The sequence below is a fragment of the Helicobacter brantae genome, from assembly GCF_003364205.1.
Lineage (GTDB): Bacteria > Campylobacterota > Campylobacteria > Campylobacterales > Helicobacteraceae > Helicobacter_G > Helicobacter_G brantae.
On sequence record NZ_NXLV01000004.1, the window covers coordinates 1 to 24,100 of the forward strand.

Here is a 24,100-nt window from a genome sequence, read left to right on the forward strand (position 1 = left end):
GGAAGTTAAGCTCCTCATCGCTGATGATACTGCACCTTTCAGGTGTGGGAACGTAGGTCGATGCAGGGTTGGGATTTAATCTTCTTTTTTACTTCAGTAGTTTATTTCAAAGTGTTTTTTAGTGTTGTTGTTTAGTTGGTTGTGGAAGATTCTTTTGTTTGGCTTGATTGTGGTGTGATAGAATGAAAAAAGAGAGTTTGATACAAATAAAGATTATTTGGGATATTGATAAATGAATAAGGGTTTGATTTTTAAAAATATTGATTATTTTACTTTTTTTCAAGATATAGAAATTGATGGGGTTATGTTTGATTTGCATAATGATTTTTTTATTGGAGATTATTGCTTTATAAATAATACTTTTATTCTCACACTAAAACATCATTGTAAAACTTGTAATGATTTGATTATTGTTTTTAGAAATGCAAGAATGCTGAAGAGTGGAGAGGTTGATTTGAGGGGTTTGAGTATCTCTGATATTTTTAGACAGCAGTGGGTAGAGCAAATTGACTATAGTGAGCAAAAAGATGAAATGTTGATAGAAATATTGTTGGAAGGACAAGATATAAGCCTTGTATTGACTTGCAGTGAATATGAAATCACAAACTCACCACAAAGGGATATGCAATGATTACAACTCAAAAACCACTAGAGGAGATAGGATTAAAGCTCTTCAAAAGGGGGAGATTATATTTTGGGCTTATCAGATAGAATGATAAGAGATTTTTCTATTTTAAAGGCGTTTAGTGTTGGTTTGAGTGTGGGGGAGAGTTAAACAATAGCAAAAGCCCAAAGGGTTATTGGGCTTGGGGTTTGCCAAGAGTGGATAGGAATTCTTCAAGATTGAATTTTTTGCGATGAGAGTCTGTGAAGATATGAATCATCACTTCTCCTAAATCTGCGATAATCCAATCCTCACTCTCTTCTTCTGTGCCAAAAAACTCAACCCCTTGAGCTTTGAGGGTGGTTTTGAGTGTATCAAGAAGTGCAAAAGAGTGTTTGCCTACAAGTGCTGTGGCGATGATGACAAAATCAGTGATATAGTCTTTTCCTCTCAAATCAATCACTTCAATATCCTCAGCTTTTTTTTCATCAAGGATTTGGGTAATGGTTGAGATAAGTTGTTGAATTTCCACGAATATTCCTTATAAGTAAAGTGATAGGGAATTTTATCTTAAGCCTTGCAAAAATTTTGGCAAAAATTCTCTTTTTTCTCCATTTCTAATCTGAGTAGAGGAGATTGGGGCATTGAGCGTGAGGGTAGGATAGGGGAAGTTTGAGGGAAGGGGATAGCCCTCTCTAGTGATAAAAACAAAATCTACAAGCTCTCTTAATCGCTCAAACTCATCCCAAGTATGCAAATGTGAGGCATTATCAGCTCCTAGAAGAAAGTAGAGTTTGGAGATATTGTAGAGTTTTTTGAGATAGAGGATTGTGAGGATTGTAGGGGTGGGTTTGTGTTGAGTGATTTCAAAAAGACAAAGCTTCACCCTCTCATCTTGAATATTTTGCTTGATTGCTCTTTTGAGCCATTTTGTCCTTTGCTTTGGAGAGAATGTGGTGTGGGATTTGAAAGGATTGATGAAAGCTGGGGTAAGGAGTGCAAAAGTGGGATTGAGGGAGTGAAGAGCAAGTTTGAGGGCTTTGATATGTCCTAAGTGGATAGGATCAAAACTCCCTCCATAGACAAGGAGTGAGGGGATTTTTTTGCGTTGTTTTGGGTATCTGTTTCTCATTTTTTCTACTTTTTATTTGAAATTATAGACTTTTATGAAAAAAATAGAAAGTATAGGGTTGATTTTTATCAAAATATGCAATAATGAAAACAATTATCAAAATCAAAGGATAGGAATATGGAATTACTCAAAGAATATGTCGATTTGTGTATTTTTGCCATTCTTGGGCTTATGGCTGTGGTTGCACTTTATTTGTGTATTGAGAGGATTTTGTTTTTTTGGGGAGTGAAGTTTGAGAGATATAGGAGCAGTGATGAGCTAGAAGATGCGTTGCTTAAAAATATGACAGGGCTATATATCATCTACTCCAATGCTCCTTATGTGGGATTGCTAGGAACGGTGGTGGGGATTATGGTGGTGTTTTATGATATGGGGGCAAGTGGAGGAATGGATACCCAAAGCATTATGGTAGGGCTATCTTTGGCACTTAAGGCTACGGCTTTGGGGTTGGTTATCGCCATCCCTGTTTTGATGATTTACAATCTTTTTGCTAGGAAGATTGAGAGGATTTTGTATGCGTATAGGCGTTATATTGGAGAGGATAAGTGAGAGGGCTTAAAAAGAGTGATGGGCTAAATATCGTCCCCTTTATTGATATTATGCTTGTTTTGTTGGCTATTGTGCTAAGTATCTCAACTTTTATTGCTCAAGGAGAGATTAAAATCGATATTCCCAAAGCCAAATCCCAAGAGAGCAAAGAGAAGAAGAGGGTAGAGGTGTTGATTGATAAGCAAAATAGAATTTATTTTGAGAATCAGCCTTTGGATTTGCAAGGATTGAAATCCAAGCTAGAGGGGATAAAAAAAGAGCAGTTGATTGTGCTAGTGAGTGATAAAGATAGTAGATTTGAGGGATTTGTGAAGATTTTAGAGCTATTGCAGGAGAAGGGACATGAAAACTTTGCTATTGGCACACACAAAGAGTAGTGCATTTTTACTTACGCTTTTGGTTTGTCTGTGTGTCTTTTGTGTCGCTAAGAGATTCTATCAAGAGACTCATCACTTCGCCAAAAGGGGGAATGCTCCTATCAATCTAAAGGTGCTTTCTTTATCCCAAGTGGCACAAAAGCCAAGCCCCTCACCCTCTAGGATAAAAAAGCAAAAGCCCTCTAGCAAAACTCAACAAAAGGCACAAAATACTCAAAAGCAAGTCAAAGAGAGCAAGAGGGAGCAGGGCAAGATTTCTCAAGCAGAGCCAATGCAAAATAGCATACAAGAGAGAGTAGAGCAAAAAGAGATAGAGCAAAAGGGAGCTAGTCAAACTCAAGAGGAGAGTGAGCAAGGAGAGGTAAGCCAAGAGATAGAGCTGATTGCCTCAATGCAAGGAAGACATTTTGAGCTATATGAGAAAGTCTATGGGGCGATTTTAAAAAATGTGTTTTATCCCAAAAAAGCAAGATATAGGAAGATTACAGGAGTGGTGGTTGTGGAGTTTGTGCTAGAGAGAGATGGAGGGATTAGCCAAGAGAGAGTAGTGCAATCTTCAGGCTATGCCTTGCTTGATGAGAGTGCAATCAAGACACTCAATCAAACTCAATTCCCCACAAGTCCAAAAAGATATAGATTTAGAGTGCCTTTGAGGTATGGATAAAAGAAAAAGTGCTAGGATTTCAAAAACTTAATACAAAGGTTTAAAAATGCTAAGTGAAGAAGAAAAGATTCGCTACTCTCGTCATCTAATGCTTGATGATGTGGGAGAAGAAGGGCAAGAGAAGATTAAAAAAGGAAGCGTGTTAATCATCGGCTGTGGGGCTTTAGGTTCTCCTAATGCTCTCTATCTTGCAGGTGCAGGAGTGGGAAAAATCGGATTGGTTGATGATGATGTGGTAGATGTGAGCAATTTGCACCGACAAATCCTCTATCGCACCCCAAATGTCGGCATCTCAAAAGCCCAATGTGCCAAAGATACAATCCAAGCCCTCAATCCAAGCGTAGAGGTAGAAGTGTATCAAACTCGCTTTGAGGTAGATAATGCCCTAGAGCTAGTCAAGGATTATGATTTTATCATTGATGCAAGTGATAATTTTGTAACCAAGTTTTTAGTCAATCAAGCTTGTGTGCTTTCAAACAAACCTTACGCTCACGCAGGAATCGTGCGATATATGGGGCAGAGTATGACACATTATCCTGATAGTGCGTGTTTGGGGTGTCTTTTCCCCACACCCCCCAAAGATGCAAGTTTGTATAAAATGGGGCTTTTTGGGAGTATTACAGGGATTTTAGGCTCGATTCAAGCAAGTGAGGCACTCAAATATTTTACAGGAGTTGGCATACCTCTAACTAACGCTCTTTTAAATATCGAAATAGCCACAATGACTTTCAGAAAGCTCAAAATCGCCAAAAACCCTGATTGTCCTATCTGTGGCAAAAATGCAAGTAAAGTGCTAACCCCACTCTCATGCAACTCTTAATCCCTAGCCCTCTTTGGGAGCAAATCTTAGCTCACGCTAAAAGTCAAGCCCCAAAGGAGTGCTGTGGATATATGCTAGGCAGAAGTGAGGGGGAGAGTAATATCCTCACTCACTTTTATGCGATGAGCAACATTCACCCTCAACCAAAAGAGCATTTTTCTTTCTCTCCAGCAGAGCAACTCAAAGTTTTGAGGGAATTTTCGCATTTGCAAATCATAGGAATCTATCATTCCCACCCTCACTCCAAACCTATTCCAAGCCAAGAAGATAGGGCGTTTATGTTTTTTGAAACTTATAGCAATCTCATCATTTCTTTGCAAGGTGGAATCTCTTTTGCTTCCTATCGCAAAATCAATCAAGAAGTGCAGAGTGAAAGTGTGAAAATTTATAACACACTTTAAAGTATAATTAGCACTCTTAGACTATATTTCAAGGTAAGTGTATGGATTTATCAACGATTTTAGGTATGGTTTTGGCAGTAACTAGTATCTCTGTGGGGGATATTTTGGAGGGGGGAAACCCTTTGCATATCATTCACTTAAGTTCTGTTCTTATCGTGATTCCAACGGCGTTGTTTTCAGCAATGACAGGGACAAACTCTAAATATATCAAAGCTGCGTGGAAAGAAGTCAAAATGGTATTTGCAAGTTCTCCTGTCAATTTGCCTGAAAAGATTAAATTGCTTGTTGAGTTCTCTACGATTGCTAGAAAAGATGGGGTTTTGGGATTGGAGTCAAGGGTGGCTCAACTTGATGATGACTTTATGCGAGAAGCACTTTCTAAAATCATTGATGGAATGGATGCACACACGGTAAAAGAAGATATGGAAGTGCAAATCGAGCAGATTGAGGAGTATTATCACGGAGCAGGGCATTATTGGATACTAGCAGGGGAGTCTTGTCCTGTGTTTGGGCTTGTAGGGGCGGTTATGGGTCTAATGTTAGCTTTGCAACTTTTGGATAATCCTGCCAAGATGGCAGCAGGTATTGCTGGAGCTTTTACAGCAACGGTTACAGGGATTATGGGGGCTTATGCGATTTTTGGTCCTTGGGGGAATAAAATGATTGCAAAAAGCAAAGATATGGTCAAAGAGAAAGAAATGATTTTGGAGGGTGTTGTGGGGATTGCAAATGGAGATAACCCTAGAAATCTTGAAGCCAAACTTTTTGGATTTTTAGATCCAAGTCAGCCAAAAATCTCACAATTTAGCTAAGGAGAAGCTATGGCAAAGAAAAAGAAATGTCCTGAATGCCCTGCAGGAGAGAAGTGGGCTGTTCCTTATGCAGACTTTCTTTCTTTGCTTTTGGCACTTTTCATCGCTCTTTATGCGATTTCTGCGGCTAATTCTGAAAAGGTTAAGGCTCTCAAAACTGAGTTTATCAAAATCTTTGATTATGCTCCAAAACCTGAACAAGCTCAACCTGTGGTAACTATCCCTCCAAACCCTGGAGAGGTTACTGATGTCGATGATAATGAAAAACAAGCAAGTCTTGCAGGTTCATCAGTTGAGAAGCAATCTCAAGAATCTGTTGCTGAGATTATGCAACAGGGAGGAGTGCTAGAGCAGATTGAAGATGGAATTGTGCTTAAACTCCCCACAAACCTACTTTTCAAGCCCAATGCTGATACGCTAGAGGATCAAGATAATTTGCTATTCCTTAAGCGAATCGTGCAGATTATCCACAAGCTCCCTCCCAATGTCAAAATTGATATTCGTGGATTTGCAAACAATCCAAACATTGCAAATACAAAATACAAAAATGACTATGAACTTGCAGCGGCTAGGGCTTTGAATGTAATGGATTTGCTTATCAAAGATGGGGTTTCACCCAATAATATATTTTTCTCTTCTCAAGGACAATTTGGCAAAGCAATACAAGGCAATGAGGAGAAGCAAATTCAGCAGGGCAATCGTGTGGAATTTTATTTCTTTGTGAGAGAGAATCAGAGTCAAAAAGTCCAAGAGTTGCTTAAAAATATCATCAAACCTCAAGAATAAGCACTAGAAAAAGTGCTTATAGCCAAGAGAGAGGGTGTAGTTAAAAGGGCTTTTCATCATCATAAGTGGAACAAAAGAGCTTTCTAAAATCAAATCGATAAATCCTGTCGGTAACCCAACTTGAAAGCCTGTTCTTAGATTGCTAAATAATCCATAGCTACAATGTGCCGCCCCTTGTATATAATCATCAGCTTCTTGAAAAGGTATCAGCATACTAGCTCCTCCATTGATTCCTAGAATCATTCCAAAACTGACTTCATCATTTTTTATAAAATCAAAGATTCCATCAATCCCTGCTGAAAGCTCAAGTGAAAGTGCTTCATTGAATTTGTTGGGAATAGGAGAAGAAAAAATGGGAGAGGAGAAGTCAGACATATAAATCACACGCCCACGAAATATTGTTTGATAGCCTACTTTCTCATAAGTGTATTTTTGCCACCCTCCCTCAATCGCTAAAGCAAATTCAAGAGAATTTCCGATAAGTTCGCCTTTAATAGATTTAAAAAATCTTGGTTGAAATGCTGGAACTCCAGATATATCACCCACTCCTGCTCCCACACTAAAGCCGATAAAATGCTTTTTCTTTTTCTCCTCTTCTTCCTCAAGCAATCTTTCTTCTTCTGTCATTGAAGCCTCTCTGATTGCACCAAAAGCCCAAAAGATTGCGTGAGATTGAGTGGTATAAAGACACAAAAATAAAATCGCAAATATTCTTTTCATCTCTCTTCCTTAAAAATATTTTTGTGAATTTTCTTAAATTATATCATAGGGGGGGGGGGATAAGAAGCAAGAGGATTTTTGACATTTTTTCTATTTTTGAGATTTTTGTAACTTTTTGTAGAGGATAGGGGCTTATACCCCTTTAGTTTATTGACAATTTACACACTCTACACTTCTATCCATTACCTGCTCTTGTGCATCAGGGCTTTGGCTTCTGAGATAGTAGGTAGATTTAAGCCCTAGTTTCCAAGCAAGCATATAAATATCATTGAGAAGCTTTCCACTTGCTTTATCAAGTCGCATAAAGATATTGACACTTTGCCCTTGATCTACCCATTTTTGTCGCACTGCTGCGGCTTTGATAAGATCGGTTTGATCCAAATCATAGGCACTTACATAGTAGTTCCAAGTATCAAGCGTGAGGTTTGGCACAACCACAGGCACAAGCCCTGAGAGGTTTTCTTCAAACCATTTTCGCTTATATACAGGCTCTATGGTTTGAGTCGTGCCTACAAGGATAGAGATTGAGCTAGTAGGAGCGATAGCCATAAGATAGCCATTTCTCATTCCTTGAGTTTTGACTTTTTCTCTCAACGCATTCCAATCACAGCTATTGCCAAAAAGCCCCCCACGATCTACAAGCTTTAGAGCCTCTTTGTTTGCCACATCGATAGGGAAGATTCCCTTGCTCCAGTTTGAGCCTTCAAACTGAGGATAAATCCCCTTTTCTTTGGCTAAATCAGAACTTGCAGAGATTGCATTGAAGCTTATCATCTCCATAATCTCATCGATTCTCTCTAGATGTTCATCACTCCCCCATACAATCTTCTCACTTGCAAGCATTTCAGCCTCGCCCATTACCCCTAGTCCTATGGCTCGGTTTTGCATATTTGTTACTCGCACTTTTCTATTGGGGTAGAAATTGAGATCGATGACATTATCAAGGATTCTAATAGCAATTGGCAAAACTCTCTCTATATCTTCTTTGGTGTTGATTTTGCTAAGGTTGATACTTGCAAGGTTACAAACTGCAGTCAAGCCACCTTGTTGAATCTTTTGGGTGATGAAAATTTTCTTGCCCCCTAGAGTATCAATGCTTGTAAGTTTGTTGGCTTTTTTGGTGATACCACTATCTGTGGTGATTTCTTCAAACTCACCAAAACACTCTTTGCTTCCATCTTCAAATTCCACTTCCACAAGATATTCGCTTGGATTGGTGTTTTGGAAAATCTCGGTGCAGAGATTGGAGCTTCTGATGATTCCTGCGTGAGCGTTGGGGTTGGCTCTGTTGGCATTATCTTTGAAAGCAAGGAAAGGAAGCCCAGCTTCAAAGTAGTTTGTAAGAATCTTTTTCCATAAATCTTTGGCAGAGATATGTTCTTTTAAGACATTGGGATTGTTTTCATATTCGATATATTTTGCCTCAAATTCCTCTCCATAAAGCTCTGTGAGTTCTTTGCACTCATAAGGATCAAATAGTGTCCATTGAGCGTTTTCTTCTACTCTTTTCATAAAGAGATCGCAAATCCATACAGCAGGGAAGAGATCGTGAGTTCTTCTTCGCTCCTCCCCACTATTTTTTCGCAAATCAATAAAATCAGCGATATCAGTGTGCCACACCTCTAAATATGTCGCAATCGCTCCCTTTCTTGTGCCTAGTTGATCCACAGCGATTGCCACATCATTGGCGATTTTGAGGAATGGCACGACTCCTCCTGCGGCGTTTTTGTGTCCATCAATGAAACTTCCTAGTCCTCTAACCTTGCTAAAATCCCAGCCGATTCCCCCACCATATTTACTCAAAAGTGCCATTTCTTTATAGGCATCAAAAATCCCCTCAATATTATCAGGTGTGCTTCCAATATAGCAAGAGCTAAGCTGATGGCGTGTGGTTCGCCCATTGGCAAGTGTAGGGGTGGCAGTTACGACTTCAAATTTTGAAATCACATCATAAAACTTCACAGCCCACTCATTTGGCTCTTTTTCATTTTGTGCCATAAACATAGCAAGAGCCATAAACATTTGTTGAGGTAGCTCGATGGGTGCGTTATTGCGATCTTTGATGAGGTAGCGATCATAGAGGGTTTTAATCCCCAAATAGTTGAATTGCAAATCCCTTTTGGGATCGATTTTGCTATTGAGGAAATCTAAGTCAAATTTTTCTTTGAATCCTTTGAGGATTTTGCCCTCACTCTCGCCTTTTTCAAGGTATTCTCTTAAGTGTTTGTAGCCTGTGAAGCCACTGACTTTGTGATAGAGATCATAGAGAAATAGTCGTGCAGCTACAAAAGTCCAATTTGGTGTATCTACATCGATTTTATCCACAGCAGTTTTGATGAGAGTTTGCTGAATCTCTTCAGTGGTAATCAAGTCTTTGAAATGCAATTTTGCATCTACTTCTAGCTCACTCTGACTTACCCCCTCAAGCCCATCAACGGCATCAGCAGTATATTTTTGAATCTTGCTTACATCTAAAGTCTCAATTCTTCCACTTCTTTTCACAACTCTCAACATTTTTAACTCCTTAATCTCTAAAATCTACTAAATCTTCTAATGGTTTTCTATACTTTTTGCCTTGCTCTTTGGCTCTATAACCAAAGGTTAAAACCAAAGCAATTCTCTCTTTTTGAGGATCAATCTCCAAGAATTTTTCTAAATTCTCACGCTCAAAGCCCTCAATATAGCAAGAGTCAATTCCTAGCATTGCAGAGCAATTCACCATAGAGCTTGCCACTAAATAGGCTTGTTTCATACTCCAAGCCTCAAAATCTTTTCTATCTTTGAAGTTTGCTTCTTGAAAGGCTTTTAAACGCTCCATAAAACGCTCATCTAATCCTCTCTCCCTCATACTCTCTTTGATATATTCAGAAGGGGCGATAATGTCTTGCACCAAAGATTTCAAAACCACCACTTCTGAGCTTGTAGGGAATTGCTTTTGATTCCAACAAAATGGAGCGATGTCTTCTTTGAGCTTTTGGTTGGAAATCACAAGCATTCTTGTATGCTCTAGCCCAAAAGAGCTAGGGGTAAGTCTCCCTGCTTCTAAAATCTCTAAGAGTTGCTCTCTTGGAATCTTCTTGCTCTCATCAAAAACTTTACACGCATGGGCAAAGCACATTGCTTCTAAAAATTTATTCATTTTTTCTTCCTTACTTTTTTGCCATTCTTTTGCGTTGTGTGGGATCAAGATATTTTTTTCGGATTCGGATATTTTGTGGAGTAATCTCCAAAATCTCATCATCTTCAATCCACTCCAATGCCCTCTCAAGTGTAAGCTCTCTTGGTGGCACAAGCTTAATGGCATCATCGCTTCCACTTGCTCTCATATTGGTGAGGTGCTTGGATTTGATAGGATTGACATCAAGATCATTATCCCTACTATGCTCTCCAATCACCATTCCTACATACACTTTGGTTTGAGGGTTGATAAATAGCACACCTCTCTCTTGGATATTGAAAAGTGAAAAGGCTGTGGCTTCTCCATTTTCCATTGAGATTAAAGCTCCATTGCTTCTGCTCTCCACACTTCCACTAAATGGACGGAATTCAAGGAAGGAGTGATTCATCACCCCCTCTCCTTTGGTATCAGTCAAAAACTCACTTCTATATCCGATAAGCCCACGAGCAGGGATTTCAAACTCAAGTCTTGTATAGCCCTCTCCCATAGGATTCATCGCTTTCATCTCAGCCTTTCTTTTGCCAAGTTTTTCAATGATAGCCCCACTAAAATCTTGAGGAGTGTCAATCACAAGGTGTTCAAATGGCTCCATTTTGACACCATTTTCTTCTTTGACAATCACTTCAGGTCTAGAGATAGAGAACTCAAAGCCCTCTCTTCTAAGGTTTTCAGCCAAGATTGTGATTTGCAATTCTCCTCTTCCACTGACTTTGAATTTCCCCTCCCCCATCTCTTCACATCGCATTGCGATATTGGTCTGCATTTCTTTAAGAAGTCTGTCTTTGATTTTGTTAGCTGTTACATGTTTGCCTTCCATTCCTGCTAGTGGAGAGTCATTGACTGCAAAATACACACTCATTGTCGGCTCTTCTAGGTGCATTGGATCTAGTGGCATAGGGTTATTTGGATCTACAATAGAATCACCCACATCTACTGCATTAAATCCTGCGATTGCGACAATATCTCCTGCTTCAGCACACTCAATCTCTGTCCTTGCAAGTCCCAAAAATCCGATGAGTTTAGTGATACGCCCACTCTCTTTGCTTCCATCGCCCTTTGCAAGCATCACAGTTTCGCCCTTTTTGACTTTTCCATTGAAAACCCTAGCGATTCCGATTTTTCCTACATAGTTATCATAATCAAGAGTGAAAACTTGCATTTGAAGTGGATTTTCACTTGAGCCCTCAGGTGCAGGGACATACTCCAAAATCGCCTCAAACAATGGCTCTAGATTCTTTTTCTCATCATCAAGATTTTTGATAGCATAGCCATCACGAGCGGCTGCATAAATCACAGGGAAATCAAGCTGAGAATCATTAGCTTCCATTGCTACAAAAAGATCAAAGACTTCATCTACTACTCTATCAGGCTCTGCTGCAGGTTTATCAATCTTATTGACAACTACAATGGGGCGAATCCCAAAGCTTAGAGCTTTTTTGACGACAAACTTTGTCTGAGGCATAACCCCTTCTTGTGCATCAACTAGGAGCAATACTCCATCAACCATTTTTAGCACACGCTCCACTTCTCCTCCAAAATCAGCGTGTCCAGGGGTGTCAATAATATTGATTTTTGTTCCCTTATAGTTGATAGCTGTGTTTTTTGAAAGGATTGTAATCCCTCTCTCACGCTCCAAGTCGTTGCTATCCATAACTCTCTCATCAACTTGCTCGTGAGAGCTAAATGTTCCTGATTGGCTCAAAAGCCCATCTACAAGCGTTGTCTTTCCGTGATCTACGTGTGCAATTACTGCGATATTTCTAATGTTTTGCATAACTCTCCGATATGGTAAAAAATACAAACCCCCTAAGGTTTTGAAAGACAAAATTCTATAAAAATACTCCTTAAAAAATGCATAAAAATTCAAAAAAATGAATGGGAATTTTTGTGGAATATATTTTGCTTCATTTTCCCCAAAATTCACATCAAAACCCAAAGGAAAGCAATGATTGGCAATACTTTAAAACTTCTCACTACCTCCAAAACAAAAGGGGACAGAAAAACCTCCAAAACTCCCCAAACTCTGCACTCAAACCTAACTCAAAGTACGAGAAAAGAAAGGGTGGCAAATTTCTCTCAACTTTTGAGTGAAGCAAAAGATGTGAAAAAAAGCAAAAATTCTTCAAAGATTCAAAAAGTGAGTGTTCGCAAAAAGGTTGAAACTCCCTCTTTGACGCCTACACAGATTGTGCCACTTCATATGCCAATCCAAACTCAAGCCCAAAGTATCACTCCTAGTCTAAAAAGTGTGAAAAATACTTCATCTGTGCGAGTAAATCCCAATAAACAAAGCACACAAGAGCAACTTTTGCTCCATAAACAAAGCAAAACCCCTCAAATGGCAAAAAAACATATTCAAACCCCTCTCAATGAAGTTTTGGCTCAAGCAAGAAAGCCCAAAGCCCAAAAAGAGCAAAAAACTTTGGGTGATGTGGTAAAAATCGCTGAAGACAATAAGCTCAATCTTACTAAGCTTGAAATCACTTCTGAAAATCCCAAAACACCTCTTGAGGGGATTGCAAAGCCCAAAAAAGAAAGCAGAGAGAGAGTAAGAGAGGTTAAAGTAGAGAGTAAAAATCCTGAAGTATTAAGCAAAATCTCTCAAAAGATTCAAAAAAATACACAAAAAGAGTCTGTGAGAGTAGAGAGTGGAGTGCAAAAACAAGAGGTGAGTTTGCAACCTCAAACACTTGCCCAAGCTCTAAAAGAAGAGCCACAAAATCAAGAGAGGACAAAAGACTTTACTCTAAGTGATTTGCTCAAAGTTGCACCCAAAGAAAAAGGAGTTGTGCTAGAGGCTAAAGAAGAAAATAAGATAGAAGAGAAAAATAAAGAGAGCAAACCTCAAGAAATGGCTATGGGAGAGTTAAAGAGAGATACTCAGCTCAAAATCAACTCTAGCAGAGAAACGCTTACGCAATTCTCTCAACGCATTAGAGAGGAGATACTTAACTATAAGCCACCCTTTACTCGACTTTCTATGGAGCTAAACCCTGTGGAGCTTGGCAAACTTGAAATCACAATCACCAAAAAGGGCAAAGAGCTTGTCATCAATGTCAATGCCAATAACCCCAATGCACTTCACGCGTTTATGCAAAACCAAAATGAGTTTAGAGCCACACTCTCAAATGTCGGATTCAATAATGTTGAGTTGAATTTCTCTCAAGGTGAGGGAGGGGAGAAAAATCCTCATCAAGAAGAGAAAAAAGAAAAGAGGAACAAAAATAGCTTAGAGGAAACTATCACAGAGATTCCTGCCTTAGCAAGTATGGAAATCAAAATGGTGCAATACGCATAAAGAAGGATATTTATGACAGAAGCATTGAATAATACGACACAAAACACTCCTAGCAAGGAAGCTTTTAAGTTTCAAGAGGCAGGGAAAGTCCTTGCCAAAATGACAGGGCAAGATATTGCAGAGGCAGAGAAGAAAAAAAATCAACGCAATATCAATGAGCTTGATAATGAGGCGTTTATGAAACTCTTCTTAGAGCAACTCAAAAACCAAGATCCCACAGCTCCAATGGAAACAGATAAAATCATCACACAAACTGCTCAGCTCACGCAAGTGGAGATGATGGAGCAAAACAAAAAAACAATGATGGAAGTCGCAGATGCGATGAAATCTACAAAAGAAGTCAATGAGGAGCTAAAGAAGTTTCAAGAGTCTTTTAAAACAAGCCTAGAGAGTTTGAATAAGGGTGTAGATACAGGGGCAAAAGCAAGTGATAATATGACACAAATGGCTTCATTTAACACCGTGGCAATGATAGGCAAGATTGCTGAAACTGATATCTTTGGAATCGATTTGCAAGAGGGAGGGGAAGCTAAGTTTTCTCTCTACTTTGATGAGCCCATTGACACTTCCAAAGGACACCCTACAATCACGATTTTGGATAAAGACAATAACTTTGTCAATAGCATTGATTTAGATGACAAAAACGGAGAGAGTGGGTATCTTGAATTTACTTGGAATGGAGAGCAAAAGGGAGGCAAAAAAGCTCCTAGTGGGACTTACCATATCAAGGCTGAATACAATCTTGATGAAAAAAGTGGCAAATACCACGAATCACGCATAGGGAGAGGGGAAGTGCAAAGCGTGATTTTCAAAGAGGGCAAACCTATGCTGAGAATGGGTGAGATGATTGTGCCTATTGCTTCAGCTCTAGAATTTTATGAAAAGAGTGCAAAATGAATAACACACTGCTTAGCTCATATAGTGGGATAAAAACTCATCAGTTTGGAATCGATAGCATTTCAAACAATATCGCCAATGTCAATACAACAGGCTATCGCGAGAGTCGCCCTGAGTTTGAAACGCTTTTTGCAGTTAGCCCAAACACCTCTCCCACAAGCCCCACAGCCAATGATATCAATCTTGGAGTCACAGCAAGTTCGAATGCCTTTTCTACCAAAAGTGGAAGTTATAGGGTGAGTGATGGGGATTTTCATATGGCATATCAAGGCAAGGGGTGGTTTGTCGTAGGGGAGAAGAAAGATGGGGAGATGATTGCAAGTGAGGGCAAACTTTCTCAAAAACAGCAAAACTTTTTTACAAGAGATGGAAGCTTTGGTAAAGATTATGAGGGGTATCTTGTCAATTCTAAGGGGTATTATGTCTATGGGGTGAATCTTGGAAAAATCAAAGATAGCAATTTCATCTCTCAAAGCAAAGAAGAGGATATCAAAGGATTATCTTCTAGCAAGCTAGAGCCACTCAAAATCCCTCAAGATTTGTATTTCAAACCCCTTGAGACTACAAAGGCTAATCTAAGTGTCAATCTCAACAAAACTGCCAATCCTATCAATGCTTACAAGGCATTTTCTCAAGATGGCAAGATTGATGAGCAAAGGATTTTGAATGCAGATTTAAATATCTTTTTTGCCAATCAAAAATCCCTTGATTCTCTTATCAATAATGAGGCGACAATCTCTATCACTTCCCCTAGTGGAGAGGTAAAAGAATATACTTTCACTTATGGGAATGAGGGAGTGGAGAAAAATCAGTTTAGAACCATTGGTGAGCTAAAAAAACTCATCAAAGACTCCACAGGGCTTGATCTCAATCTCTATATCCAAAATTCTGCAACCAAAGATCCCTCAATCTCTCTCTCCCTCTCTAGTGGCACTTTGGCTCAAGGCTCTATCGCTACAAGTGGAAGCCTTTTTGAATCTCTAGGAATGATTGAGAGCAAAGAGGGGATTAGCACTTTGGCTAAGGCTTATAATCCTATGCAAACTTATGAGCCAAATGAGCTTTGCACCTATCTTGGAGTAATGTTTAGAAAAGTGGGAGAGAGTGGAAGTGAAAATCCTCTAAGTGGAGGGTGGGAGATTGCTGATACAAGTGGAGTGGCCCCCTATGATCCTGAGAGGCAATACCTTGCAGGAGAAGTGGTGAGTAAAGATGGCAATATCTATATGATGGATAAAGACAATCAATTCCTAAAAATCGGACAAGAAACAAAATATGAAATCCCCACTTTCAATCCCCAAAACCAATATGGGGAGAATACGATTGTAAGGTATCAAGATAGGCTCTATCAAAGGGTTGGCAAACTTGGAAGCTCCAATCCTCAAGATGATAAGCAAAATTGGAAAGAACTTAATCTTGGAAGTATTGTCTCAGAAGCATTGGAAGTGCCACACTATCAAAGCAGTATGGATGTCTATGATGCTGATGGCAAGAAATTTAGACTTGTGAGTGATTACTATCTTACAGGAGGATTCAATCCAAGTGATAAGAGCAATCAAAGCTGGGATGTGTATAGCTCTGTGGTTGATATAGCAAGTGGCAATAAGGCTGGTGGAGTAAGTAAGCATAGCATTATCTTTGATGAAAACAATCAGCCTATCGCTCCTGAAGTGGAAGTGGAGTTCAAAGACAAAAAAATCGCCTACAATATTGCAGGAGCAGATGACAAAAAAAGCTCCAATGCAATCTACACCCCCTCTCAAATCAATCTTGAAAATCAAAATGGACAAAGGGAAGGAGTCTTGGAATATACCAATATTGATGATAATGGGGTGATTTACCTTAAGTTTAGCAATGGGCGAGAGGAAGCAATGGGGCGTGTGGGGATAATGGCTTTTACCAATGATCAAGGACTAAGCAAGGTGGGGGGGAATCTTTTTGGGCTAGAGAGCACACTAGTGGGGGGAGAGAAAGTGCTAAGAAGTGGGAAGCCGATTTTGGGGTGGGATGAGAGTGGCAAACTCAAATTTGGTGCAGTCAAACAGCACTACCTTGAGACAAGTAATGTCGATGTAGGAAGTGCATTGACAGAGCTTATTTTGATGCAAAGAGGATACTCAATGAACGCTAAAAGCTTCACAGCAGGAGATGAGATGATTAAAGAAGCAATTAACCTCAAGAAATAAGGCTATTTGGGGCTTATTTCTCTCCTAATCCTCTTAAGAAAAATGAGTGGGATACACAAGCTTTTTACTAATAATAAACCAAAGCTTTTAATATCCTGCCTCATTCAGTCGTGTGTAGTTTTGACAACCCAATTCTTCTTTTAAATCACAAGTCTTTCCATAAAGCTCTTTGGCTTTTCTTTTATCCTGCTTTACCCCTTTTCCATTCTCATACATCCATCCAAGATTATTGCACCCCTGAGCATTTCCTCTCCCACAAGCTTTGGTATAAAACTCCACAGCTTTAAATTTATTTTGCTTTACTCCATCTCCATTGTTATACATCACTCCAAGAAAGGTGCATCCCCAAGCATCTTCACCTTCACAAGCTTGAATATAAAGCTCTATAGCCTTAAACTTATCCTGCTTTACACCTTTGCCAAATTGATACATCAATCCAAGATTGTTGCACCCCAAAGCCTCTCCTTTGTCGCAGACCTTTTGATATAATTCCACTGTTTTTTGATATCCTCCATTGTTATATGCCTCAACTCCCTGTTGCATCAAACTTTGCTCTTCTACCCCAAACAATGCTCCAAGCACACAAAGAAACATAGCTAGCTTTTTCATAACAATTCCTTAAAAGATTTTTGATTATCTGTGATAACAAAATCTGACTGAAAGCAAAATAAAAGAGAGGGATACCCACTCAAAATAGGCTTATAAGTAAATTTATGTAAGTCTTATTGGGGGATATCTTATTGTGCTTATTAACTTAGATTGGAGAGAGTGAGCTAGGATTATAGTTTTGTTTTGATTATATTTCCAAGGCTTAATGAATAATACAATTCCCCTCCTTGTTTCTTCAAAAACGACTTATTTTCAAGAAGAAAAAGCCACATTGGATAAAATCATTGCTTTAGTGTAAGAGATTTTGTTACAAAAAGAAACAAATAGATTAACAAGCACATAAGAGCTTGAAAAAGAGATTGATAATTTTAATCTATATTCTTTATAATCTTAATGAAAATGAAATGAAAAATATTAAAAAGGATCAATGATGCCAATAAAAAATCAAAATCAACTATATATTAAATTGCCCTCTAAAATTATTACAAAATTAGGTGGAGCATTATATGGTGGTTTTATTCCTGCAATTTGTGAAACGATAAGCAATTCTTATGATGCTGATGCAACTCTTGTAACAATACAATTTTTTACTGATAAAGACAATAAATATGGGGTGTCAATTGAGGATAATGGTGTGGGTATGAATTGGGATACATTAAAGAATTCTTTCTTTGAAGCTGGAAAAAATAGAAGGATGACCGATCAAGGAAAAACACAAAAAGGCAGATTTGTAACAGGAAAAAAAGGATTGGGAAAATTTGCCTTGTTTGGTTTTTGTAAGGAATTATATATCGAAACTTCTGATGGCAAAAATATTAATGCTTTTTCAATCAATATTAGTGATTTAGATAAATTTGATAATACTGAGTACCCCTTAAAACCAACTATTTATAATCAAATTTCCAAAGATGAAAAGAGTTACACAAAAATTATTCTAAAAGACCTTCTTAAGAAATACAGAGGATTAGAATCAATCGATTCTCTTGCAAGAAGAATTAATTATGTTTTTCAAGATCAACATGATGAGTTTTTAATCAAATTGATAACTCCCAATGGCGTAGAAATGCTTAATCAAACAAATAGGCAAGCTATTGTCAGGGGTGATAAAGATGATGATCAAAGAATTATCTACGAAATTCCAGCATCTTTATCTACACAAGATGAACTGAATAAAATCAAACTTGATGAAAAAGATATAGAGTTTATTAATAAAAAGAAAATCAAAGGTTTTTTAGTTGCAAGAAAAAAGACAACCAAGGAGGCAGAACAAAAAGGGGTTGCGATTTTTAGTCGCGGAAAGATTTGTCAAGATCCGAGTTATTTTGATATCCAACAAACAAACTCATATGGTTATGCACATTTGTATGGAGAATTGGAAATTGATTTTCTTGATGAATCTGATGACAAGGATTACATATCCACCAATAGAAAGGAGATTGAGTGGGATAAAGATGAGATGATGGAGCGATTAAGAAATCTTATCAATAAAATTCTCAAAAGATATGGTAGTGCATACGACAGGGACAAAAAACAATTGGAAGAAAAAGAGCTTGAGAAAAAATCAAAGCAATTGGGGATTGATTCTCGATGGCCTGATAAATACAGGTTGGATGAGCAAACAAAAACCCTATTGAATGAAGTGACAAAAATGCTTCTAAAAAAGACAAAAGATAAAAGTGATAAACACCATGAAGAGAAGCTAAAGAGAAATATTGCTCTTTTGCAAGGTCTTGCAATGCAAAAATCTTTACTTAACAATCAATACGTTCAAAATATTGCAAAGCAGCATTCTTCAATAAAGAATTTTTATGATGAGGCATTACAGGCTTTAGCTCTAGAAGATTTTGAAACCGTAATTATTAAAGCAAATGCAATAAGAGATGGCGTTCGAGAGTGTTTTCCTAATGTTTATAAAGTTTTCACTTCTGCAATAATTCAGTATACGGAGTTATTTGGACAAAATGTTAAGGGAGCATTAAGATCTTTGCTTCAACCACTTCAAAGTTTTTCACAGGAAAAAGATAATCCCATAGAAGAGTTGAGATCAAATACAAAAACAGCACACAATACACAAAAAAACATTGACATCCTCAAGCACAAATATATAGCGGAATTAGTTTTGAATTATGTTTTTATGTATGCAGGTTTTGTCTTGGGTAATGCAGAATTGTTTTCACAATCTCCTGATTCATTAGTGGAGGGACAGCATTCCCAATCTGGCGAGCAATAGTTGCAATGCTTCCAAAAAATACATAGTTTTCTGGAAAGGTTTGAAGAAGAGCACCTTCTCTAAGACTTAGTGCTCTATCCTGTTCTGGGTGTCCATGCCTTCCGGAGCAGTATTGATAAAATTTTGTTGTGATTGTTGGAGCTGGCTTATCCCACCAGATTCGACTATATGCATCTTGATATCCACTAGTTTTTTTATGGCATTCAAGCTTTGGCACATGATTTCCCCAAGACATTCTGCTCCCACCATCTTTTGGTGTATTTTTTATTCTTATCAAATTAATCTCATTCATATTTGCTGAGAAATGAAGAGAGTCCTGCTTGCTTCTTTCTCCGGCACTAAGGGGTTCAAGATGGGCAATGCAATCTCTAGGAGTCCGAATCTTGTCAATGCTTTTTTCTAAGAGTTTTGGAAAAAAGCCTTTTATCTTTGAAGCAACAAGAATGAATCGATTGCGATTTTGAGGAACACCAAAATTTTTTGCATTAAGAACTTTAAAATCATATTTATATCCATTTTTGTCCAAGACATTTAGGAATCTTTGTAAAACTTCTGGGGATTTTTTTGCAATTCCTGGAACATTCTCCATCAAAACAATATGGGGTTTCACACCATTGACAAGTCTTCCAAACTCATCAAGGAGTGTCCTTCTAAAATCTGTTGATATTTCTTTTTTGTTTATATTAGAGAAGGGCTGACAGGGAGCACATCCAGCAAGTATTTTTATTGAATTTTTAGATTGAGAAAAAATCATCTTGATTTGTTTTGCTGTAATTTTTCTGATATCTTCTTGTATGTATGGGACTTGATTATTGTATTCATAAGTTTTTTTTGCATCTTGATCAAAATCAATTCCAGCCAAAACTCCAACCCCAGCATCTAAAAAACCTCGTGTTAATCCACCAGCCCCGCAAAAAAGATCTATTGCAACCATTTTTTTCATCATTATTCCCTACTTGTTTATTTATATGTTAGAGAAAAGCAAAAAAAATTCCATAATCTTAAGTAGATTCTCTAGGTTTGGTGGAACAAGGTAGAGATTTTTTAATTTTTCCACCTTGTTTTTATCCCCATATCTTTATCCTCTCAACCCTCAATACAAAGGGGATAATCAGTATGTAAGTTTTGCTTACATACTGAAAAGTTTGAGATAAAATCACTTAAATTTGAAAACTAGATGATTGACTGACTAGGGGATTTTTGAATTTTTATGATATACTTCTATTACATTCGGAAAGGGCGGACGGACGCCCAACTTTACTATCCTTTATAAAGATACTTTCTCATCTCTTCATTATCAATATTTTCAATCAAATCATTTAAAAATTCCAAAATCATTTCAGGTGCGATACCAATCTTTGTTTGATTGTTTTTGTTTTGATTTTGGGGGTAACTTGTTGTAATGCGTGGATAAACCTTGCCATTGACTTCTCTAGTTTTAAGCAGATTCTCCCAATGAAATGCACGATTTCGGATACTTCTAAGATTGTTTAAAACAATGGTGTTTTTGGATATATTTGAGAAAGAAAATTTATTGCCATCAAGAAAGAAAAAATTGCGATTGCTCCAATGGTATTTTTTAAAATCCATTACTTGAAGCTCAAACATATATCCCTCAATTTCATATTCTCCAATTAGCTTGATGATTTCTCCAAGCATTAGGGTAGAGAGGATTTGATTGGAGTCAAGCTCTAGGAGTGGAATATGTCCTTTTTGCTCAATATGTCGCAAACTTCTCTCACTCTTTATCCATTTTTCCCCCACAAGCTTTCTAAGACAAAAATCCATTTTGTTACGCAAATAGATTTCAAGATTGGCAATCCTTCTGCCTACTTCAAGAGCAAGATTAAGGTTTTTTTTAATGTCTTTCTACGCTCCCTTGATATCCCTCTAGTCTTTTTGGGGAGAGGATAGAGATGATATCTTGATTGAATGATTTTAGACTTTCTTTAGACAATTTCATCTATCTCATCCCCTCAAGCACTCCTCTCAATCTCTCAAACCCCTCTTTGATTTCTTCTTTACTTATGGTAAGTGGGGGGAGGAATCGCACGACATTTTTCCCTGATCGCAAAATTACAAGGGCATTCTTTAGAGCTTCTGAAATGATTGACTTTTGCACCTCTTCACTCACTGCCACTAGCCCCACCATTAGTCCCACTCCCACTTTTTTGCAAAAGTGCTGAGGGTATTGCTCTAGGATAGTTTGCAGATGAGCGTGAAAGCACTCTATGGTGGCTTTGAGGGTTTGGGTGTGATGAAGCTCACTTAGGATTTCTAGCACACTTAGTCCTGCTTGAGTGCTAAGATAATTCCCTCCAAAAGTGCTTCCGTGATCCCCTGCTTGAAATATCCCTTTGTGTTTGCTAAGCACTGCTCCGATAGGCACCCCACCTCCTAGTCCTTTGGCTGTGGTGATAATATCAGGGATAATCCCATAATGATGACTTGCAAACAGCTCTCCACTGCGATAAATCCCACTTTGCACTTCATCAACGATGAGTAGCACCCCTCTCTCTTGCAAAAACTCATACAACTTTTGCACCTCTTCTTTGGGTAAAGCGTTGATTCCCCCCTCACCTTGAATAAGCTCTATCATTACCCCACAAGTTTCTTCATCAACAAGGGAGTAGATTTCACTCAAATCTTTTGCCACTACAAAGCCTTGAGGGTAGGGGGAGAAGTAGCTAGGGTGGAGTTTGTCCTGCCCTGTGGCTGTGAGTGTGGCAAGTGTGCGTCCGTGAAAGCTTGAGCTTAGAGTGATAATCTTGTAGCGTTTTTTGGAGAAATGAACCTCTCCATATTTTCTAGCTAGTTTGATTGCCCCCTCATTTGCCTCTGCCCCTGAGTTTGCAAAAAACACTTGCATATCATATCCACTTAGCGTGATGAGTCTTTGGGCTAGGAGGGCTTGAGTGGGGTTGTAGAAGAGGTTTGAGGTATGAAGCAAAGAGTGGATTTGCTCACTTAGTGCTTTTGAGTATCTAGGGTGATTGTATCCCACACTGCACACGCCTATCCCACTGCCAAAGTCGATATACTCTCTCCCCTCTGTATCATAGAGTTTGCTTCCCTCTCCCCTCACAAATGCCACGCTAGAGGGGGCATAGGTTTCTAGCAAAAACTTTGAGCTAATCTCTTTGACTTCATTTAGATTCATCTTCTCCTCCAAAAAGCTAATATAATAACCATTTTATCAACAAAATATAAGGAATATTATGGAAATTCTAAAGCACCCCTTTGGGGACTATCAGACAAATTGCTATATCTTGAAATTCCCACAAGGCGAACTCATCATCGATGCAGGGATTGGGGCGAGTGAGTGGGTGAAGCAAAATTGTGCCAACCCTCTAGCACTTCTCAATACTCACGGGCATTTTGATCATATTTGGAGCAATGCTGAGCTAAAAAGGGTTTATCCCTCACTCCCCCTCATCATTCATCAAGAAGATAGCTTTATGCTAGAGAGTGATTGCTTTGAGCTAGGACTCACCCCTTGCCCTCCCACTCAGACGATCAAGACTAACAAGGGAAGTGAGAGCCTTGAGATTGAGGGGATAAAAATCACTTTTCATCACTTCCCAGGGCATACACCGGGGTGCTGTATGATTGAGGTGGATTCTCATCTATTTAGTGGGGATTTTATCTTCTATCGCTGTATTGGAAGATATGACTTTGCTTATAGCAATCCAAGTGATATGAAAGAGAGTTTGCAGAGATTTAAGAGCTTTCCAAGAGATTTGCCTATCCACGCAGGACACGGCGAGGACACAAGCGTGGCAAGTGAGCAGAAGCATATGGATATGTGGATAGGGAGGATAGGGTGAAAGAGATTGTCATAGAAGAGGGTGGGGTGTTTAAGAAGTTTTTTGAACACCACAAAGCTTATGAGGAGAAAATCAAAGAGAAAATCTATCAGACAAATGAACTCATCGCCAATTCCCCTCACAAAATCAAAACCGTGAGATTCTATAAATACCTTCACAAAACAATCTATGAATACAAAATCCCACTAGATACTCATCTTGATTGCCGTGTGGCGTATATTTTCTTGGAAGACAAAATCGTGTTTTTCTATATCTCTACTAATATTCTCAAAGCAACTTTTACCAAAGAAGTTGGAAAACTCTCAGGAGTAAGCAAAGGATAAAAACAGAGTTTCACTCTTCAAACACCTCTAGGGGGGGGGGGATCAGAGGTGTTTTCCTAGCTAGAAGGTCAGAAAATATAAAAGGAGACAAAAACACTCCTAGCAGGGAGCTTGTCTTATTGGATTTTATGAAAATTAAAGGAGACAATCATAATGAAAAACCCACCAATAAGACATAAAACTCTGTGATGTCCCCTCATAAGCGAGGGAGCATCATCGAGCCTTAATGCAAAACTCTTATTTTAATCAAAAATAAACAAAAAGTAAAGGGGTAAATGAGAAAAAATGCCTTTTTATGAGATTAACTAATAAAAATAATGTTTTTATTTATTTTTGGAGCTTTTTTCTTATGGAAATACTCAAAGAGGACTTTTATACCCTCTTGCAATAGGCTAGGGGAAAAACTTTGTGATACTTCCTTGCTTAAGCTAAAGAAGTATCAGCAAATCTTTGCTAGAGTGAGCCAAGCGCACTCTAAATAATGAGAAAAACTGACAAGAAAAACAGAGCCTTATTTAAGATAAAAAATCTCAACAAAGCAGTAGGCTCTGTGATACCTCTACTTTGAGAACCCTCTTTAATCTCTCATAGAGGTATCAGCAAACCTACTATCTATCTATGATAAGCCCTTTTGATAAGGGTTTGATTTCCACTCCCCCATTTTCTCCCACTCCCTTTTCTCTATCC

The 24,100-nt window shown here is 38.4% G+C and carries 24 protein-coding genes; 14 read left to right on the forward strand and 10 right to left on the reverse strand.

From position 1 onward, the window contains the following. Positions 1–232: 232 nt before the first annotated feature. Positions 233–631, forward strand: coding sequence for a hypothetical protein (locus CQA58_RS02990; protein ID WP_115569240.1), 399 nt, complete (start codon positions 233–235; stop codon positions 629–631). A gap of 166 nt (positions 632–797) precedes the next feature. Here the strand turns inward: CQA58_RS02990 and rsfS are convergent, their stop codons facing one another. Continuing rightward, entirely contained in the window at positions 798–1,130 is a 333-nt protein-coding gene (gene rsfS / locus CQA58_RS02995) for a ribosome silencing factor (protein WP_211305704.1), read from the reverse strand. A gap of 39 nt (positions 1,131–1,169) precedes the next feature. Next, positions 1,170–1,736, reverse strand: coding sequence for a nicotinate-nicotinamide nucleotide adenylyltransferase (locus tag CQA58_RS03000; protein WP_115569242.1), 567 nt, complete (start codon positions 1,734–1,736; stop codon positions 1,170–1,172). 117 nt (positions 1,737–1,853) lie between these two features. On the opposite strand from CQA58_RS03000, the gene exbB reads away from it, so the two are divergent. The 7 genes from exbB to motB are packed head-to-tail and all read left to right on the forward strand — an operon-like array spanning position 1,854 to position 6,145. Next, complete coding sequence (exbB, locus tag CQA58_RS03005; protein ID WP_115569243.1) at positions 1,854–2,285, forward strand: TonB-system energizer ExbB; 432 nt, start codon at positions 1,854–1,856, stop codon at positions 2,283–2,285. A gap of 50 nt (positions 2,286–2,335) precedes the next feature. Continuing rightward, positions 2,336–2,662, forward strand: coding sequence for a biopolymer transporter ExbD (locus CQA58_RS03010; protein ID WP_245942758.1), 327 nt, complete (start codon positions 2,336–2,338; stop codon positions 2,660–2,662). Next, on the forward strand, positions 2,628–3,326 hold the full coding sequence (locus CQA58_RS03015) for an energy transducer TonB (protein WP_115569245.1): 699 nt from the start codon (positions 2,628–2,630) through the stop codon (positions 3,324–3,326). Before CQA58_RS03010 ends, CQA58_RS03015 begins: the two co-directional genes overlap by 35 nt. A 46-nt stretch (positions 3,327–3,372) precedes the next feature. After that, entirely contained in the window at positions 3,373–4,146 is a 774-nt protein-coding gene (locus CQA58_RS03020; protein WP_115569246.1) for a HesA/MoeB/ThiF family protein, read from the forward strand. After that, a complete protein-coding gene (locus CQA58_RS03025; protein WP_115569247.1) occupies positions 4,134–4,547 on the forward strand; it encodes a M67 family metallopeptidase in 414 nt (137 codons plus the stop codon). Before CQA58_RS03020 ends, CQA58_RS03025 begins: the two co-directional genes overlap by 13 nt. A gap of 41 nt (positions 4,548–4,588) precedes the next feature. Then, positions 4,589–5,359, forward strand: a complete 771-nt coding sequence (gene motA, locus CQA58_RS03030; RefSeq protein WP_115569248.1) for a flagellar motor stator protein MotA — start codon at positions 4,589–4,591, stop codon at positions 5,357–5,359. A 9-nt stretch (positions 5,360–5,368) separates the two neighbouring features. Then, the gene (gene motB, locus CQA58_RS03035) at positions 5,369–6,145 is read left to right on the forward strand and encodes a flagellar motor protein MotB (protein ID WP_115569249.1); all 777 of its coding nucleotides are present in this window, start codon (positions 5,369–5,371) and stop codon (positions 6,143–6,145) included. Between the two features lie 3 nt (positions 6,146–6,148). On the opposite strand, the gene CQA58_RS03040 is transcribed toward motB, so the two are convergent. From CQA58_RS03040 to typA, 4 genes are all read right to left on the reverse strand, one after another. After that, positions 6,149–6,865 carry a hypothetical protein gene (locus tag CQA58_RS03040; RefSeq protein WP_115569250.1) on the reverse strand — a complete coding sequence of 239 codons (717 nt, stop codon included), beginning with the start codon at positions 6,863–6,865 and terminating at the stop codon, positions 6,149–6,151. Between the two features lie 147 nt (positions 6,866–7,012). Then, positions 7,013–9,379, reverse strand: a complete 2,367-nt coding sequence (locus CQA58_RS03045) for a ribonucleoside-diphosphate reductase subunit alpha (protein WP_115569251.1) — start codon at positions 9,377–9,379, stop codon at positions 7,013–7,015. Positions 9,380–9,389: 10 nt separating this feature from the next. Then, positions 9,390–10,004 (reverse strand): NAD(P)H-dependent oxidoreductase, encoded by a 615-nt coding sequence (locus CQA58_RS03050; protein ID WP_115569252.1) that lies wholly within the window; start codon positions 10,002–10,004, stop codon positions 9,390–9,392. Positions 10,005–10,014: 10 nt separating this feature from the next. Beyond that, positions 10,015–11,817 (reverse strand): translational GTPase TypA, encoded by a 1,803-nt coding sequence (gene typA / locus CQA58_RS03055; protein ID WP_115569371.1) that lies wholly within the window; start codon positions 11,815–11,817, stop codon positions 10,015–10,017. A 171-nt stretch (positions 11,818–11,988) separates the two neighbouring features. Here typA and fliK point away from each other — a divergent pair, with 171 nt between their 5' ends. The 3 genes from fliK to CQA58_RS03070 are packed head-to-tail and all read left to right on the forward strand — an operon-like array spanning position 11,989 to position 16,424. Beyond that, positions 11,989–13,341: a flagellar hook-length control protein FliK gene (gene fliK / locus CQA58_RS03060; RefSeq protein WP_115569253.1), complete on the forward strand. Its 1,353-nt coding sequence runs from the start codon at positions 11,989–11,991 to the stop codon at positions 13,339–13,341. 12 nt (positions 13,342–13,353) lie between these two features. After that, positions 13,354–14,238: a flagellar hook assembly protein FlgD gene (flgD, locus tag CQA58_RS03065; protein ID WP_211305703.1), complete on the forward strand. Its 885-nt coding sequence runs from the start codon at positions 13,354–13,356 to the stop codon at positions 14,236–14,238. Next, positions 14,235–16,424, forward strand: coding sequence for a flagellar hook-basal body complex protein (locus CQA58_RS03070; RefSeq protein ID WP_115569254.1), 2,190 nt, complete (start codon positions 14,235–14,237; stop codon positions 16,422–16,424). Before flgD ends, CQA58_RS03070 begins: the two co-directional genes overlap by 4 nt. 87 nt (positions 16,425–16,511) lie before the next feature. Here the strand turns inward: CQA58_RS03070 and CQA58_RS03075 are convergent, their stop codons facing one another. Beyond that, on the reverse strand, positions 16,512–17,033 hold the full coding sequence (locus CQA58_RS03075) for a tetratricopeptide repeat protein (RefSeq protein WP_115569255.1): 522 nt from the start codon (positions 17,031–17,033) through the stop codon (positions 16,512–16,514). A 430-nt stretch (positions 17,034–17,463) separates the two neighbouring features. Here CQA58_RS03075 and CQA58_RS03080 point away from each other — a divergent pair, with 430 nt between their 5' ends. Then, complete coding sequence (locus CQA58_RS03080) at positions 17,464–19,263, forward strand: ATP-binding protein (RefSeq protein ID WP_170126728.1); 1,800 nt, start codon at positions 17,464–17,466, stop codon at positions 19,261–19,263. On the opposite strand, the gene CQA58_RS03085 is transcribed toward CQA58_RS03080, so the two are convergent. The 3 genes from CQA58_RS03085 to CQA58_RS03095 form a co-directional block, all read right to left on the reverse strand. Then, positions 19,166–20,206, reverse strand: a complete 1,041-nt coding sequence (locus CQA58_RS03085) for a DNA cytosine methyltransferase (protein WP_115569257.1) — start codon at positions 20,204–20,206, stop codon at positions 19,166–19,168. The genes CQA58_RS03080 and CQA58_RS03085 overlap by 98 nt on opposite strands. 317 nt (positions 20,207–20,523) lie before the next feature. Continuing rightward, complete coding sequence (locus tag CQA58_RS03090; protein ID WP_115569258.1) at positions 20,524–21,051, reverse strand: hypothetical protein; 528 nt, start codon at positions 21,049–21,051, stop codon at positions 20,524–20,526. Positions 21,052–21,226: 175 nt separating this feature from the next. Beyond that, the gene (locus CQA58_RS03095; protein WP_115569259.1) at positions 21,227–22,423 is read right to left on the reverse strand and encodes an aspartate aminotransferase family protein; all 1,197 of its coding nucleotides are present in this window, start codon (positions 22,421–22,423) and stop codon (positions 21,227–21,229) included. Positions 22,424–22,481: 58 nt separating this feature from the next. Here CQA58_RS03095 and CQA58_RS03100 point away from each other — a divergent pair, with 58 nt between their 5' ends. Together CQA58_RS03100 and CQA58_RS03105 are read left to right on the forward strand one after the other, a co-directional pair. Continuing rightward, positions 22,482–23,090 carry an MBL fold metallo-hydrolase gene (locus CQA58_RS03100; RefSeq protein ID WP_115569260.1) on the forward strand — a complete coding sequence of 203 codons (609 nt, stop codon included), beginning with the start codon at positions 22,482–22,484 and terminating at the stop codon, positions 23,088–23,090. Then, positions 23,087–23,413 carry a cyclin family protein gene (locus CQA58_RS03105; RefSeq protein WP_115569261.1) on the forward strand — a complete coding sequence of 109 codons (327 nt, stop codon included), beginning with the start codon at positions 23,087–23,089 and terminating at the stop codon, positions 23,411–23,413. The genes CQA58_RS03100 and CQA58_RS03105 overlap by 4 nt, the downstream gene beginning before the upstream one ends. The last annotated feature ends 687 nt before the right edge of the window (positions 23,414–24,100 follow it).

Bases quoted from the DNA above. Each gene is read 5' to 3' on its own strand.
- CQA58_RS03095 (WP_115569259.1), bottom strand. From the start codon at position 22,423: ATGAATCTAAATGAAGTCAAAGAGATTAGCTCAAAGTTTTTGCTAGAA.
- CQA58_RS03025 (WP_115569247.1), top strand. From the start codon at position 4,134: ATGCAACTCTTAATCCCTAGCCCTCTTTGGGAGCAAATCTTAGCTCAC.
- motA (WP_115569248.1), top strand. From the start codon at position 4,589: ATGGATTTATCAACGATTTTAGGTATGGTTTTGGCAGTAACTAGTATC.
- exbB (WP_115569243.1), top strand. From the start codon at position 1,854: ATGGAATTACTCAAAGAATATGTCGATTTGTGTATTTTTGCCATTCTT.
- CQA58_RS03090 (WP_115569258.1), bottom strand. From the start codon at position 21,051: ATGGATTTTTGTCTTAGAAAGCTTGTGGGGGAAAAATGGATAAAGAGT.
- CQA58_RS02990 (WP_115569240.1), top strand. From the start codon at position 233: ATGAATAAGGGTTTGATTTTTAAAAATATTGATTATTTTACTTTTTTT.
- CQA58_RS03100 (WP_115569260.1), top strand. From the start codon at position 22,482: ATGGAAATTCTAAAGCACCCCTTTGGGGACTATCAGACAAATTGCTAT.
- CQA58_RS03050 (WP_115569252.1), bottom strand. From the start codon at position 10,004: ATGAATAAATTTTTAGAAGCAATGTGCTTTGCCCATGCGTGTAAAGTT.
- CQA58_RS03040 (WP_115569250.1), bottom strand. From the start codon at position 6,865: ATGAAAAGAATATTTGCGATTTTATTTTTGTGTCTTTATACCACTCAA.
- flgD (WP_211305703.1), top strand. From the start codon at position 13,354: ATGACAGAAGCATTGAATAATACGACACAAAACACTCCTAGCAAGGAA.
- CQA58_RS03070 (WP_115569254.1), top strand. From the start codon at position 14,235: ATGAATAACACACTGCTTAGCTCATATAGTGGGATAAAAACTCATCAG.
- CQA58_RS03080 (WP_170126728.1), top strand. From the start codon at position 17,464: ATGCCAATAAAAAATCAAAATCAACTATATATTAAATTGCCCTCTAAA.
- CQA58_RS03045 (WP_115569251.1), bottom strand. From the start codon at position 9,379: ATGTTGAGAGTTGTGAAAAGAAGTGGAAGAATTGAGACTTTAGATGTA.
- motB (WP_115569249.1), top strand. From the start codon at position 5,369: ATGGCAAAGAAAAAGAAATGTCCTGAATGCCCTGCAGGAGAGAAGTGG.
- CQA58_RS03015 (WP_115569245.1), top strand. From the start codon at position 2,628: ATGAAAACTTTGCTATTGGCACACACAAAGAGTAGTGCATTTTTACTT.
- CQA58_RS03010 (WP_245942758.1), top strand. From the start codon at position 2,336: ATGCTTGTTTTGTTGGCTATTGTGCTAAGTATCTCAACTTTTATTGCT.
- CQA58_RS03075 (WP_115569255.1), bottom strand. From the start codon at position 17,033: ATGAAAAAGCTAGCTATGTTTCTTTGTGTGCTTGGAGCATTGTTTGGG.
- CQA58_RS03020 (WP_115569246.1), top strand. From the start codon at position 3,373: ATGCTAAGTGAAGAAGAAAAGATTCGCTACTCTCGTCATCTAATGCTT.
- fliK (WP_115569253.1), top strand. From the start codon at position 11,989: ATGATTGGCAATACTTTAAAACTTCTCACTACCTCCAAAACAAAAGGG.
- CQA58_RS03000 (WP_115569242.1), bottom strand. From the start codon at position 1,736: ATGAGAAACAGATACCCAAAACAACGCAAAAAAATCCCCTCACTCCTT.
- CQA58_RS03085 (WP_115569257.1), bottom strand. From the start codon at position 20,206: ATGAAAAAAATGGTTGCAATAGATCTTTTTTGCGGGGCTGGTGGATTA.
- typA (WP_115569371.1), bottom strand. From the start codon at position 11,817: ATGCAAAACATTAGAAATATCGCAGTAATTGCACACGTAGATCACGGA.